Source organism: Butyrivibrio sp. X503 (assembly GCF_003625475.1).
In the GTDB taxonomy this organism is placed as follows: Bacteria; Bacillota; Clostridia; order Lachnospirales; family Lachnospiraceae; genus Butyrivibrio.
This window is the reverse complement of the sequence record NZ_RAIQ01000012.1, coordinates 1-13,798: the sequence shown is the minus strand read 5'-3', so window position 1 is coordinate 13,798 and position 13,798 is coordinate 1. Positions and strand designations below refer to the sequence as shown.

The 13,798-nt window shown below is 41.6% G+C and carries 12 protein-coding genes; 3 read left to right on the top strand and 9 right to left on the bottom strand.

What is annotated here, in order from left to right:
- Nucleotides 1–7: 7 nt before the first annotated feature.
- The 8 genes from D6853_RS14770 to D6853_RS14735 form a co-directional block, all read right to left on the bottom strand.
- Nucleotides 8–1,183, bottom strand: a complete 1,176-nt coding sequence (locus D6853_RS14770) for an extracellular solute-binding protein (protein WP_120658774.1) — start codon at nt 1,181–1,183, stop codon at nt 8–10.
- A gap of 183 nt (nt 1,184–1,366) precedes the next feature.
- The gene (locus D6853_RS14765) at nt 1,367–2,134 is read right to left on the bottom strand and encodes a response regulator transcription factor (RefSeq protein WP_120658773.1); all 768 of its coding nucleotides are present in this window, start codon (nt 2,132–2,134) and stop codon (nt 1,367–1,369) included.
- A gap of 32 nt (nt 2,135–2,166) precedes the next feature.
- Nucleotides 2,167–3,831 (bottom strand): sensor histidine kinase, encoded by a 1,665-nt coding sequence (locus D6853_RS14760; RefSeq protein WP_120658772.1) that lies wholly within the window; start codon nt 3,829–3,831, stop codon nt 2,167–2,169.
- Entirely contained in the window at nt 3,824–4,846 is a 1,023-nt protein-coding gene (locus tag D6853_RS14755; RefSeq protein ID WP_120658771.1) for an extracellular solute-binding protein, read from the bottom strand. The genes D6853_RS14760 and D6853_RS14755 overlap by 8 nt, the downstream gene beginning before the upstream one ends.
- A gap of 12 nt (nt 4,847–4,858) precedes the next feature.
- Nucleotides 4,859–6,787, bottom strand: a complete 1,929-nt coding sequence (locus tag D6853_RS14750) for an EAL domain-containing protein (protein WP_120658770.1) — start codon at nt 6,785–6,787, stop codon at nt 4,859–4,861.
- Nucleotides 6,788–6,810: 23 nt separating this feature from the next.
- Nucleotides 6,811–7,953, bottom strand: a complete 1,143-nt coding sequence (locus D6853_RS14745; RefSeq protein WP_120658769.1) for a diguanylate cyclase — start codon at nt 7,951–7,953, stop codon at nt 6,811–6,813.
- A gap of 24 nt (nt 7,954–7,977) precedes the next feature.
- Nucleotides 7,978–9,204, bottom strand: a complete 1,227-nt coding sequence (locus D6853_RS14740) for an EAL and HDOD domain-containing protein (protein ID WP_120658768.1) — start codon at nt 9,202–9,204, stop codon at nt 7,978–7,980.
- 97 nt (nt 9,205–9,301) lie between these two features.
- On the bottom strand, nt 9,302–10,219 hold the full coding sequence (locus tag D6853_RS14735; RefSeq protein ID WP_256372406.1) for a glycosyltransferase family 2 protein: 918 nt from the start codon (nt 10,217–10,219) through the stop codon (nt 9,302–9,304).
- A 146-nt stretch (nt 10,220–10,365) separates the two neighbouring features.
- On the opposite strand from D6853_RS14735, the gene D6853_RS14730 reads away from it, so the two are divergent.
- Nucleotides 10,366–11,829 (top strand): methyl-accepting chemotaxis protein, encoded by a 1,464-nt coding sequence (locus D6853_RS14730; RefSeq protein ID WP_120658767.1) that lies wholly within the window; start codon nt 10,366–10,368, stop codon nt 11,827–11,829.
- Nucleotides 11,830–12,041: 212 nt separating this feature from the next.
- Nucleotides 12,042–12,215: a hypothetical protein gene (locus tag D6853_RS15360; protein WP_158588778.1), complete on the top strand. Its 174-nt coding sequence runs from the start codon at nt 12,042–12,044 to the stop codon at nt 12,213–12,215.
- Between the two features lie 120 nt (nt 12,216–12,335).
- Here D6853_RS15360 and D6853_RS14725 read toward each other — a convergent pair whose 3' ends face one another.
- Nucleotides 12,336–12,587 (bottom strand): hypothetical protein, encoded by a 252-nt coding sequence (locus tag D6853_RS14725; RefSeq protein ID WP_120658766.1) that lies wholly within the window; start codon nt 12,585–12,587, stop codon nt 12,336–12,338.
- A 144-nt stretch (nt 12,588–12,731) separates the two neighbouring features.
- Here D6853_RS14725 and D6853_RS14720 point away from each other — a divergent pair, with 144 nt between their 5' ends.
- On the top strand, nt 12,732–13,466 hold the full coding sequence (locus tag D6853_RS14720; RefSeq protein WP_120658765.1) for a hypothetical protein: 735 nt from the start codon (nt 12,732–12,734) through the stop codon (nt 13,464–13,466).
- The last annotated feature ends 332 nt before the right edge of the window (nt 13,467–13,798 follow it).

Sequence of the window (13,798 nt, the reverse complement as noted above, 5' to 3'; positions counted from 1 at the left end):
TTTAAGATTATTCAGTCTGGAAACGATCGTCTGCAGCGCTGCCAAGTGCGTTCATAACTTCTTCGATGTACTTGGGAGTGTTTTCTTTTGCATCCGCAAAGTCATATTCCATAACGTTCTCGGGATCAAGGCCGAACTGTGCTGCTACTTCGGGCTGCTGTGCGTTGTCGAGTACAAGGAACTGGTATGAACCGTTCTGTGCTGCAAGCTCTACGCATTCAGGGCTAAGAGCATACTCGATCCAAAGCTTAGCTGCATTGGGATGCTTAGCTCCCTTGAAGATAGCTGTTGCACCAACTTCGAATGATGTTCCTGATGAAGGAATGATAAGTCCGATGTTGCCGTATCCGTTATCAACGATCTGTGTGATACCATCGTGAAGGAAGCCGATTCCGACAACACACTCACCTGTACCAACATTCTTAGATGGGCCTGAACCTGACTTTGTATAAACCTCAATGTTCTTATCAAGATCTACAAGGTACTGGATGCCCTCGTCATGACCATACTTCTGGATCATTGTGTTGATAACAAGCTTAGCGGTTCCGGCTGTGTTGTAGTTTGAAAGCCAGATAAGACCTTTATACTTGGGATCAAGAAGATCCTTCCAATCCTTGGGAGTATCAACGTTCATACGCTGAAGCTCATCAACATTAACCATGAATCCGAGGATTCCTTTATAAATTCCATACCAATAACCATCAGCATCGCGATACATATCGCTCAAAAGATGGCTGGCATTCTGTGCATCATATGCCTCAAGAAGTCCTTCGCTTGCAGCAACATTGTAAGGATCGGTTGTGCCGCCGAACCAAACGTCACCTGAAGGATTGCCGTTCTCTTCTTCTATCTTACTCTGAACCTCACCGGTTGAAAGTCTCTGATATGTAACCTTTACTCCGTAAAGCTCCTCAAAGTGCTCGCAAGCAGCTGCCAGATACTCTTCTTCGCAAGAACCGTAAACAACAAGCTCGCCCTCTGCCTTTGCAGCTTCAATAAGTTCATCTAAATTGGCTGTGTCACCGGCAGCCTCTGTAGCTGTCTCCTCTGCAGGCTCTGCTGTTTCAGGTTTCGCCTCCTCAGTGGGAGCTGCCTCGGGCGCTGCGGGAGTGGAATCAGCACCACATCCTACAATACTGAGCGCCATAAGTCCCGCCAATACCATTGCTAGTCTCTTTTTCATTATCCTTCTCCTTTCATCAAATAAAATTTGATAATACTATTCTAGAAAAAAGACTCATCCATAAATACCTATATTTCTGTTTAGTTATCCGATTTTCTGAACAAAAAAATGAACCTCCTATAATCCAAAGGTTCATTTTTCATGATATCGGTCCATAAATTCCGGCAGAACCGGGTTTTTCCTTCAGTTCAAAAACTCCGACGGTGCAACTTCCGTATAGCGCTTAAAAACAGTGCTGAAATGCTTATAATCGGAAAATCCCGTCATATCCGACACTTCATATACTTTGTACTTGCCGGTCTCGAGGAGGCGAATTGCCTGCTGAACACGATACTTATTAAGGAAATCAAGATAGCTTGTACCTGTGGCCTCTTTGAATTTACGCGATAAGTAACTTCCCGATACTCCAAGCTGCTCGGAGAAAAGCTCGATACTTATCTTCTCCGCATAGCGCTCCTTCGTGGCATCAAGAACATACTTTACATAGTCATTGTCTTTATCCTGCTTGATAAAAACAGCATCGAGATCTTCGGCAGACTTTTGCTTCTTGGAAAACTCCTTGAAACGATGCTCTTTTTCAATCTCTCCGATTATCTTCTCTATGTCTTTTTTTAGCTCATCCTCCGAAGCTGGCTTCATAAGATATGCGGATACATCAAGATCTATCGCCGCTTTGGCGTATTCAAAATCCGCATAGCTTGTAAGGATGATGCTCTTGAAATCGCCTATTCCTCTTTTCTTGGCCTCCCTTATCATTTCTATCCCGTCCATAACAGGCATCATGATATCCGCAAGAACAATATCGGGCTCAAGCTCTTTTATCTTATCAAGCCCCTCTTTTCCGTTGCAGGCCTCTCCCGCGATGGTGCACCCCATGCCCATCCAGTCCATCGTATATGCAATTCCTTTTCTGATGATATCCTCATCTTCAACGATCAAAACTCTGTACATTTGTAAAATACCTCTATGAACAATAAAAACTCTTACTCGGCAACGCGCTTTGGAACCGTGATCCTTACAAGCGTTCCCTCGTTCTTTTTACTTGAAATATCAAGTCCGAAATCACCGTTATACATAAGACTTATCCTTCGATGGATATTGTAAAGACCGTAGTGTGACGATGTGTTGTTTTCCGCCTTGAGATTGGTCCTTATCTCTTCAAGAAGCTCCTCATCTATTCCTGCGCCGTCATCCTCGCAGATAAAGATCAGTTTCTCCTGCATCTGGTAACCTCTGATACTTACCGTAAGCTTCTCCTGACCGTTAAAGCCGTATTTAACGGCATTCTCCAAAAGAGGCTGTATAAGAAGCTTAGGTATCAGACAGTCCATAATATCATCCTGAACTTCTATCGAATAGGCAAATCGCTTGTTAAATCTGATCTGCAGGATATTCAGGTAATACTGCAAATGATCGAGGTCCTCTTTTACCGTGACCTCTTCCCTTACTTCCTTGATACTGTAGCGCAAAAGCCCCGACAAAGAAACTATCATCTTGTCGGCAGCGACCGCATCAATCCTGGCCATGAACCTGATATTATCGAGCGTATTAAAAATAAAGTGCGGATTAAACTGGCTCTCAAGCTGCTTAACCTGCGAAAAAGCAACGTTCTCCGCAAGCTCTTTATTCCTGCCTATCTGCTCCTTAAGGCCTTCAAGCATCTCGTTAAAATCGTCACCGATTATCTGAAACTCCTTGCTACTGTGAATATCGAGGTTGACGTCGAGCTTACCTTTCTGAACCTCCTCAAAAGCATCTTCGATCTTTTTGATATCTCTTGTATATCTCACAGAACTTATGGCTGTGCTCTTTACCGTGATAAGAGCGATCGCAAGGAATATGACCACGATAATGGCGATTATGGCCCATATCATATGAACGCTTCTGTTGACGTCGTTCACAGTATAGACGATCAGTCCCTTTTTAAGCTCCGTTCTGTACGAATAATAAAGATTGCCGTCCAGTTTAACAAAGCCGACTTCCGAGCTTATCGTATTATCTATCTGTCCAAACTCATCCTGCAGCCCTCTGGTATTTGCCGTATAGACCCATCCGTGCTTGTCCGTTATGATAACGTATCTGTTCTGATTACTGATAACGGACGACATGACTTCTTTTGGAATAATGTACACCACCGCAGCCTGTAATCTGCCGCCTTCATAAATGCCTTTTGAAACGCAGAGATTGCCGCTGTACAACGTAACCTTTGTCTGTCCTTTATAAGTACTTATCACATTCCAGACTCCCCAGTTCGAATACTCGGACTGCGTAAGAAATACAGGTACATGATCTTTACTTGAAAAAAGAGCTTCCATCGAAGGTGACATTATCAGAAGATTTCCGATGTCACCGTACTCCGAGGTATCCTCATACAGTATCCTAAAAACATCATTCTTTGATACATCATAGTTTTCTTTTTTGAGCTTGGCAGCGACCTTATCAACCATGCTGCAGTATACATCAAGCTTTCCGGCTATCTCTTCGCTTGCCGATTTGTTTTCCTGTTCATTGGATGATGCCATAAATGTGAGCCAGGAAAAGACAAACAGTATCATCGCAGCCATAACGATCGCAGCGACGGGTACGATAGAAAATCTTATAAACGTTCTTCTTATGTTTTCCTGAAAGGAACGCACTTCTTTAGCCATTGTCGTCCTCCTTCCGGATCCTGTTAAACTCTTCTATCCACTTGTCTTTATTTGCGATGACTCTATTTCTGTCTACGGGAAGATTGTTTATCTTATACCTCGGGACAACAAGGATCGAAGATTCAACGTCTCTTCTCACGGACCTTCTTCCGAGGTCACTCGCCATATATTGCTGCGCATCCTTGGATGTCATAAAGTCCACAAATTTCTTAGCATTTTCAAGTCTTTTTGAATTCTTGGATATATAGATCCCATCGGGAGTCATTACAACTCCCTCATTCATATAAACAATACTTACATGCTTATCGCTTTTAAGCATGGTAACAGCGGCCTCTTCAAAAGTAAGACCGACCGCATACTTACCGTTGGCAACACCCTGATAAACAACAGATGAACTCTCAAGAAGATTACCGTCAAGCTGCGAAATAAAGCTTTCCACATAATCCCAGCCGTTTTCGGGATCTCCGTCTCCCATCGCATAGAGCATATTAACAAGGTGCTCAAAAGAAGACGATGATCTTCCGGGATCCGCAAAAGCTATTTTACCTCTGAGAGCGGGATTCAAAAGATCCTTATATCCCAATATATCAATGTCTCCGATGAGATCGGTGTTGACCATAAGAACGCTGGGCACATCGGAAAAACATGTCACCGCGCTGTTCTCATTGGTAAAGGTATACATAAAATCTTTTTTGTTGGGAGTTTCGTACGAATAGAAATTATCTATGTAAGGGCCGACCGAAAGAAGCGATCCGCCCCACATAATATCTACATTATCATCATTTACTATGCTGTCTATCGCTGCGGACGTTCCCATGCTTTTGAGGTCCACGGTAATGTCCGTCTCATTTTCAAATTCCTGTATAAGAGGGATCATAAACTCGATAGGATGCGGCGAAACGACAACAAGCTTATCGCCCTCCTCTATCTCATAGCTTCTTCCTCTCCAGTCAATATATATGACAAGCGCAGCCACCAAAATTACAAAAAGAGCTGCTATACCCCATTTTTTCATACCCCAAGATCCTTATCCGTTTTTGAGCACCTCTACAAAATCCTCTTTCGAAAGCGGAACCGAGAAGTAACTTCCAAAAACATAATCAGCATAAATATCCTCTATCATATCATAGTATTCCTCAGTTTCTACTCCCGTAATAAGAACCTTTTTTCCGAGCTCTTTTATCATATCCGCTTTTTTACCGAGAGTGATGCGACCTTGCGACATTCCCATCTTATCTATGAAAGATTTCATATTGAGGATAACTCCGTCAAAGCCGGGAATATTGTCGTCCTTATCGTCAAGGTAGCTTATCCTGTAATCTCCCAGGAACACACGAATATCACTCTTTTTAAGCTCAGTCAGAGCATAAGCTGCGCTCTTTCCGTCCGCGTCAAAAATATTCTGGCTGATATCTACGGCGATACCCGTAACATCAATATTGTACTTAGCTACAAGCTTGGTAATGGCACTCGTCATATCTTCATTTAGTACCTTCTTGGAAAGCGCATGTATAAGCATCACGTCAAAAGAGCCTGATACAGCCTCTTCAAACTCGCCGTCAAGGAAATCAAAGATATCCTCTATCATCATCTTTTGCATAACTTCTTCAAGATTATATTTCTCGGCAACACTTATAAGCTCTTCAAAAGACACTTCACCCATATCGGTATCTTCAAGCGTAATAAGAGCCTCCGCACCTCTTAACTTAAGGTCGCTCTTGGAATAAATGGGTTTATATTTTACTTTAAAGCGCCTGCTGTTAATGCCTCTTACTATAGCCTTTTCAACATCAATCCTTCTCTTTACTTCATCAAGATCATGCCACATAAAAATGCTTCCGTAGTCGTTGTCGCTTATCGTCGATTCTCCCAGAAGCATAATGTCTTCCGTACTTGAAAACATATCAGGACAGCTCACACAAAGGATAACGGGATTTACGTATATCTCCTGCTTCTTGACCTTAAAGCTCTTGTCAAACCTTGTCTTTACATTAAATATAAGTTTCTTAACTTCCTTCTCTCTGGCCTGCGGGCATATTATGTAAAAGCAGGATATTTCATCCGTGTATACATCAAATTTCTCCGCCGCGGTAAAAAGATACTTCGCTATCTCCTGCTTAACGAGTTCAAAACAGTCATATCCGACTATTGTCTGATACAGCTCAACATTCTCAATCCTTATACAGATAACATGAAATTCTTTTTTAAGGAAAATATTCTTATCAAGATCGGTCATAAGAGCATTTCTGTTAAAAAGACCCGTGATCGAATCCGCTCTGTCATCGTCTTTTTCCAGAATGATCATGATTCCCATAAGTCCGACCGCTTCGCACAAAAGCTCGCAGTTAAATGCGGGGAACATCATCTGAACCACTATTCCGACAACCGCAAGTGCAAGGAAATAAACAAGTGAGATCTTTTTTAACTTATCGATATTGGTCCAATAGATCACCAGCGTGACAATACAGAAAACAAAATACAGTGCGCTGATAACATAAGCCACATAAACTAGCGGACCTCTGTGGAAAATAAGATCCGAATTTGCATAGAAGGTTATCTTGGTAAAAGGATTGGAAAAAACAAGCGCTTCAAGTACAAATACGGGAAGTCCCATGATCCAGAAATGCTTCTTGGTCAGCCTGTGATAGATTCCGCACACTCTTATAATGTAGTAATAAAAGATGGGCATCATAAGAAAATGCGTGGAATAATAGATATACTTAGGAAAATAGCACAAAGTTATCCTGACAAAATAAGGTGCTGAGGAAGCATAAGAAATTGCCGAAGTCATTCCCATAAGCGAATCTACAAAAACAATAATTAAGAGCGCAATAATAAGACGGTTCCTAGCATTCTTTTTCTTCCTGATAACAACCATACATAAAATACTTGTTAAACTGACTGCCAGAGAAGCTATCAAAAAATTAAGGCTTCCCATCAAAATACCTTCAAGCATATATTTTCCCTTTTGTGTTAAAACTATAGCTCATCAAAAAATATAGGTCCGTCTTTGTCTATATTTTTGCCGCTTCCGTGTGCCTTAAACAGCTTGTCCAGATCTGCTATTCCGTCTTCGGTTCCGGCCTGAATGACTCTTGCATTCAGAGTAACTATCTTTCCGCTGTAAGTCCAAAACTCCTTGAATCTATCGTATATCTCGTCCGCCACCTTCTTGGCTTTTTTCTCCGAGATCTCGGGGCATACGACAAAAAAGCTGTTGACGCCGACTCTGTATACGTCAAACTTATCATTTATTGATTTAAGGAACTTAACCACCTCGCTAAGTATCTTTTCATAATCCGCGTATGTAAGAAGTCTTCTGAGTATTTCCTCATTTAATATGTCTATGAAAATTACATCAAAGGGCCTCTTATATTTAAATGCGATCATCATGTCATTTATAAGGGCATTTCGGTTATACGCCTTGGTCGTGTAATCCCTTCTGTCATCGTCGTTTTCAAGGATAACCATCATTCCCATCGCGCCTATAGCATCGCACAAGAGCTCGCAGCTTATATTGCTGAATACCATCTGAATAAGCGTTCCGATAAGAACAAGGACATAGAAATAGATGATCGCGATCTGCTCAAGCCTTTTAAGAAGATCCCAGTACAGGAAAATGAATACCGCAGACAAAATAAAATACAGACCGCCTATGATGTAAACGACATAAACGCCCCATTCTCTCGTATATACAAGATTGTTGTCTATGGAATAAATAAGATGGAACCATGGATTTGTAAGGATCATGAACTCCGATATCAAAAATGGAAGATGAACCGCGACGGATCGCCAGCCTCTGATCTTGTGTTCAACGCCGCATTTAAGCATGGTATACCTTGCTATAATGGGCGCAATGGCAAAGTGCGTCGCAAAATAGAGCATCTCGTTAAGATTGCGAAGAAACAGCGCGGTTTCATGTGCCATATCGTAACCGCGTATAATTTCGCCATAGATGGCCGAAAAAGCATCTATGGCGAGAATAATGATCAATGAATTAAATAATCTGTTTCGTAGCTTTAATCTGCTGGGAATTATCAGCTTGTAAATGATGCAGGTCACACTGACAATAAGTGCCGACAGGTTATAAGCAATTACCCCAAATGTCTGATCACTAATCATAACGCTACCCCACGTCGCGTTTTCTTATCCCACGGGAATAAGATCTCTGTACCACCTAAGTGCCGAAAGATATGCTTCAAAAACTTTTTTCATATCCATGTTTCCAAGAATCATAAGTCTTGAAACTTCTGTCCAATCCGCGTCCTCATATCTTCTGATAAATTCAAGAACGGGCGCAAGCTCTCCCTTTCCCTCAAGGAGCGCACTTCTGACGTTCTTGGATACAACTACCATATCAAGAGCTTCCTCCATGGTCTTCTCAAGCATGATATCCAGTGCCGAGAAAAGTCCCATAAGGAACAGCTCCGGAGCCTGCATCGCCATCTCAAAGGTTTCAGCGAGATTCTCTGCGAATTTAGCTCTTATCATAACAAGCCTTGTGATCTCCGAAGGCTTATCGGCACACAGCTCTTTTGTAACGGCTGTGTTGATCCATCTCTTTAACTCTTTCTGACCGAGCATTGCTGCAGCATGTCTGATAGAAGTGATCTCTGAATTAAGCGCCATTCTGTTAACTATCTCAAGAAGTGAGATAACAAGCGCAGGGTCTTTGCCGATAACGTCTGCCGCATCGGTAAGATCGTAGTCCGGCGCATTTACTACATTAAGAAGTTCGATATAGTTGACCTTCAAAGGATTAACCTGTTTCTCGGAATGCTTGATGGGCATTCTGAAGAAGCCGCCTTCGTACAGGTCATAGCCGCCATCCTTGGTAAGCATCTCATAATCTTCCTGAGAATCAACGTTGACGGCGCAAAGTTTTATGTTGGGATATACATTACTGAAATAGATCTTAGCTTTGCTTATATCTATCTTGGTGTGATTAAGGAAAATATAATCACACTGCCTTAAGATCTCCCTATATGGCTCAAAACTCGATATAGGAAGCTTTCTGATCGCAAGCTTATAGCCTTGCTGCTTTAACTCTCTTACTCTCTTGATATAATTCTCTTCGGGTAAAATAGAGTTGTCCATCAAAAGAACAACCTTATTTGCAGGAACAGTACACTGAAGTGAAATCTCAGCAAATAACGAAAACTGATTTATCGGAACAAATACTTCTTTTCCGCCTGAAAGAGTACCGACGCCCATGCTGCTGACAACTTCAAGCTCATGAACCGTGCCGGCTCCGTCAAATCTCGCTCCACCCTCCATTTCGGGGTTTAAAAAGTGGTTTTCCTTTCGAGCAAATACTGAATAAGCACACACTGACATTTTCTCGTCAAACAAAGGAATCAACGTCGCAAGCATTAATTTCTCCTTTCTCGTTTACACAAGATAAATTACCACTCATTAATATTTTAAACCATTATTGTGAATTAACCAAGAATTTTTATATATTATTTCGTTATTTTTCGTACGTAGTTCTATCAATGATAAACTTGGGTCTGCCCTTAACTTCCTCATATATTTTGGAAATATAATAGCCGATGATACCAAGTCCCAACATGATAGCCGAGCTTGTAAGACACTGAAGTATTATGACCGTTGTAAATCCTTCCTTGGCTGTTCCCATGAAGTATCTTACCAAAGCTTCTATTATAGAATAAAGGCCCAGTACAAAGACGAGTATTCCGAGAAGAGTTACTATCTGCAAAGGTGCGGAAGTAAACGATGAAATATTGGTAATCGCGTACTTAATAAGAGAACCCGTACTCCACTTGGAAGTTCCCGCTTCTCTTTCTCTTACGTCGTATTCAACTTTGGTAGTCTTGAATCCTATCCATGAAGAAAGCGCTCTGAAAAACGCATTCTTTTCATTCATGTTAAGAAGGACATTTACAGCCTTTCTGTCCAAAAGCTTAAAGTCCGAAGCCCTGGACATATCGAATCCGATGGCATCTGTCATGATATTGTAAAAGCTCTTGGCCGCGAATCTGTGGAAGCCGCTCTCTTTTCCTCTGCTGGCCTTAACACCTTCCACGATCTCATACCCCTGTTCCCAGAGTCTGTACATCTCAACGATCTTTTCCGGAGGATGCTGAAGATCGCAGTCGATAACCACAACGCAGTCTCCCTTTGCTTCATAAAGTCCTGCAAAAATAGCAGACTCTTTTCCAAAGTTCCTTGAAAAGCACACGCCCTTTACACACGTATTCTTCTTGGCTTCATCCTCTATAATGCTCCAGGTATTGTCCTTGGAACCGTCATTAATAAAAAGAAGCTCATGTTCAATTCCGGCTTCTTTCAATATCTCATCTATTACCACCGATGTCTTGGGGATCATTTCTTCTTCATTGTATGCGGGTATAACTACAGAAAGCACTGATTTCTCCTCCGATCAAAAGAAATATATCTGTCGCTCATTATACCATATATACTGGTTTAAGCGGTTACATTGTGATAAAATTTTAATATATATAACTAAATAAAATGTATTAATAATTCTTTTTGCGAAAGGAATCAAATAATATGAATGCTGAACAATATCGTAGAGCAAACAAATGCAGCTTTATTGTATGTATGATAGTTCTGGCTTGCGGACTGTTTCTGACCGTGTTTTCTTTTGCACATAACGGACCGAGCTTCGGACGTATCTCCATCATACTGAGCACCGCCGTTTCCGCCGTTATGATCATCATTGGAAACTACAAATTCAGCACGGTAAAAGCCGGCTCCATTCTTATCATGGCAGGCGCAACACTCTTTTATCTGGTATTTCTTATCGCGGAAGACAACATAATAAACTTCGCATTCGGACTTCCGATACTGATATGCAGCATCATCTATCTAAACGTAAGATTGTGCCGGGTCGGAATATCCGCCATCTGCTTTTCCTACGTAGTTCTTGTCATAAAGACATTTATATCAACGGGCGGACTTGACGTTAATCTTCTCCCCGTGTTCATCACCCTGGCTCTGGCCTTTGTGGCAAGCCTTTCGGTCGTAGGTCTTCTCACAAGCTTTAACAGAGAAAACAATCTTGTCATAAGCTCCAATGCCGAGAAATCTCTCGCAACAGGTAACAGCATGGCTGAGATTGCAAACAGCATAACCGATCTGTTCAATTCATCTCAGGAAGATCTGATGAGCCTTCAGAATATCATAGAAGCTCAGCACTCCGGAATGAATGATATCGCAACCAGCATGGAAAGTACAGCGCAGTCCATAACCAATCAGGCTGAAAAGGTACAGCTTATCCAAGAGCAGACAGAATCTACGGAAAAGCACAGAATCGAGATGTCATCCGCATCCAAGAGCACTCAGGAAGCCATCACCGAAGGCGTAAGGGTTATCGAAGACTTAAAGACCAAATCGGAAGATGTTTCAAAAGCAAGTAAGATCACCGTTGATGCTACCCAGGCAGTTATGAATAAGGTTGAGGAAGTTCAAAACATCGTCGGATCGATCATGTCGATATCAACTCAGACCAATCTCCTTGCTCTTAATGCAAGCATTGAGGCCGCAAGGGCAGGCGAAGCGGGAAAAGGTTTTGCGGTTGTTGCAAATAATGTCCGCGAGCTTGCGGCTGAGACCAATACAGCTTCTACCGAGATCACAAATATCATAAACGAGCTTAACGAAGACGTTCAAAAAGCTATCGCAAGTATCGATGATACGGTAAATACCGTAGGCGAGCAGAACGAAATGATAGAGTCCGTCGGCGAGAGCTTCAACAGTATAAATGAAAACGTAACCGAAATGCTCTCACGCTTTGCTGAGATCGCTGAAGGAATGAAAGCCATCGCATCATCAACAACCAAGATAAATGACAGTATCTCCAATCTGTCCGCCACAAGCGAAGAAGTCGCATCGCTTTCAAATGAAGGCGCACAGGCTTCGGAACAGGCCGTTGAGAAATTCGAAGCATTCAAGATGATACTCCTTAATATATTCCAGGAAGCAAACAAGCTCAGGGATATGCATACAAATTAAGCTATTAAGGTAAAAAGAATCTGCGGCATTGGGATAAATTCTCAATGCCGTATTTTTATGTCAGTAATTAATCGGTATTTCGTTTATAAAATTTTCATATTTATTGACACAAAAAGGTTAACTTTTTTGCCAAAAATACGATATAATAATAGACAACAGATAAATACTGCATTGTAATTATCTGACTATTTACGGAAGGAGGAAATACGTGTATGACAGCTACATACGACATCAAAACAGAAGTAATGGACTGCATCCGCAAGGATTTTGATAATGAATATTATCCCGATCCCGAGAATGTAGCTCGAGCTACCGGATTACCATTGGGTATTGTTTTTGATATGCTCATAGAGCTAAAACATCAGGGCTGCCTTGGCAAGCATTGATCATTTATAGATGAATGAATGGAGATTACAATGGAAGATCTGGTAAATTAAAGGTCCTATGCACGAATATGTGGCATAGGACCTCTTCTTTTTTATTCACTATTCTATTTATCATTCCGATCAAAGCATCTCTACAGATTCATGAGAAAAGTCTGCCACGCCTTCGTTATATAGCTTTTTTACAAATTCGATCGCTCTTCTTCCCGATTCTTCGATCGGAACATTAACGCTGTAGATATACTCTATTCTGTCTCCGCTTGTAAGCACAAAATTGACCTGCGTTCCGCTGATCGTACCGTCTCCCAGATCCATGGGTTTGACTTCCACCGAACTTACTTCTTTGACTACTCCTTCACCAAAAAGTACTCTCATAGCGTTACCTCCTTACAATTCGTGGTATCATTATTTTATCATCAAATAATTGTAATTGCGATACTCTTTGGACTTTTGGCTTATATATGCTATACTAATAAGTGTGTTAATAAAATCGTAATAAGTTATAGGAGACTATTATTCATGAATATATGCAAAAAATTGGGCTCTTTAGCCGTTATACTTACAGTTAGTACCGTATCTCTTTTTGGTTGTTCTTCTGCAGACAGAACTGCTGCAGAGGAAACCGTAACCGCGTTTCTTGATATAGTAAAAAGCGGAACTTCCGAGAACATCGAGCAATACGCATCCGAGGAAGTTACAAGCGGCGAATTTGTAAAGACGTTTGACAACGAGTTTCTTATCAAGCAGCTTAAAGATGGTTTTGAGACCGAAGAGATTGATGCTGAGACCAGTGCCAAGGTCGATGAATTCTTCGGAACCATTTCCGGAATGGTCAGCGGATATGAGATCAGCAAAGTCACAGTCGATAAAAAGGGCAAGGCTACTGCAATAGTAAAGATCAACACTGCTTTCCCCGTTAATATTTTCGGAAGTGACGAAACGACGCAAAAGATACGTGAAGCCGCCGAAGCCTATCACGCCGAGCACGACGAAGAGATCAAACAGCTCTATAAAGATCTGGGCGACGAAGAAGCCGATAAACAGCTCTATAATAAGCGTGTTCAGATAGCCATGGATACCTATGCTCAGATTATTTCGGAAGCAACACCCGAGACCTATGCAATGGTTCTTTCTCTCGAAAAGAACGCAGAGACGGATTCATGGTATGTGACAAGCGTTGAGTCATTTGACAGCTCCGTTAATGGAAAGACAGAGACCGCAACAGACACAGCCACAACCGCAGAAAGTAATTAATTTAATAACTACTATAATAAATCAAGGAGCTAAGGCAATTGATATGATCAAATGCCCCAGCTCCTTTTTATTGCTTTAACATGATCTTTTTCAGATCATCACTCTTCTCTAAGACAATCTTCAAGCACCTGTATAAGCTGCCCGGGATTTAGAAAAAACAACTCTTTTGGCACCGGCGATCTGATCCGTATAGAGTTCTTGCAATAGAAATAGGGCGGTCAAATAAGACCGCCCATAAATTCAAATTAAGGCTGATTATCAAGGATAACAACAGGCTTAATAAGCTCTGCAGGCTTATCCTTCATAAGCTGAAGTGCCTCCGGGATATGCTC

Bases quoted from the DNA above. Each gene is read 5' to 3' on its own strand.
- D6853_RS14770 (WP_120658774.1), bottom strand. From the start codon at position 1,183: ATGAAAAAGAGACTAGCAATGGTATTGGCGGGACTTATGGCGCTCAGT.
- D6853_RS14765 (WP_120658773.1), bottom strand. From the start codon at position 2,134: ATGTACAGAGTTTTGATCGTTGAAGATGAGGATATCATCAGAAAAGGA.
- D6853_RS14760 (WP_120658772.1), bottom strand. From the start codon at position 3,831: ATGGCTAAAGAAGTGCGTTCCTTTCAGGAAAACATAAGAAGAACGTTT.
- D6853_RS14755 (WP_120658771.1), bottom strand. From the start codon at position 4,846: ATGAAAAAATGGGGTATAGCAGCTCTTTTTGTAATTTTGGTGGCTGCG.
- D6853_RS14750 (WP_120658770.1), bottom strand. From the start codon at position 6,787: ATGCTTGAAGGTATTTTGATGGGAAGCCTTAATTTTTTGATAGCTTCT.
- D6853_RS14745 (WP_120658769.1), bottom strand. From the start codon at position 7,953: ATGATTAGTGATCAGACATTTGGGGTAATTGCTTATAACCTGTCGGCA.
- D6853_RS14740 (WP_120658768.1), bottom strand. From the start codon at position 9,204: ATGCTTGCGACGTTGATTCCTTTGTTTGACGAGAAAATGTCAGTGTGT.
- D6853_RS14730 (WP_120658767.1), top strand. From the start codon at position 10,366: ATGAATGCTGAACAATATCGTAGAGCAAACAAATGCAGCTTTATTGTA.
- D6853_RS15360 (WP_158588778.1), top strand. From the start codon at position 12,042: ATGACAGCTACATACGACATCAAAACAGAAGTAATGGACTGCATCCGC.
- D6853_RS14725 (WP_120658766.1), bottom strand. From the start codon at position 12,587: ATGAGAGTACTTTTTGGTGAAGGAGTAGTCAAAGAAGTAAGTTCGGTG.
- D6853_RS14720 (WP_120658765.1), top strand. From the start codon at position 12,732: ATGAATATATGCAAAAAATTGGGCTCTTTAGCCGTTATACTTACAGTT.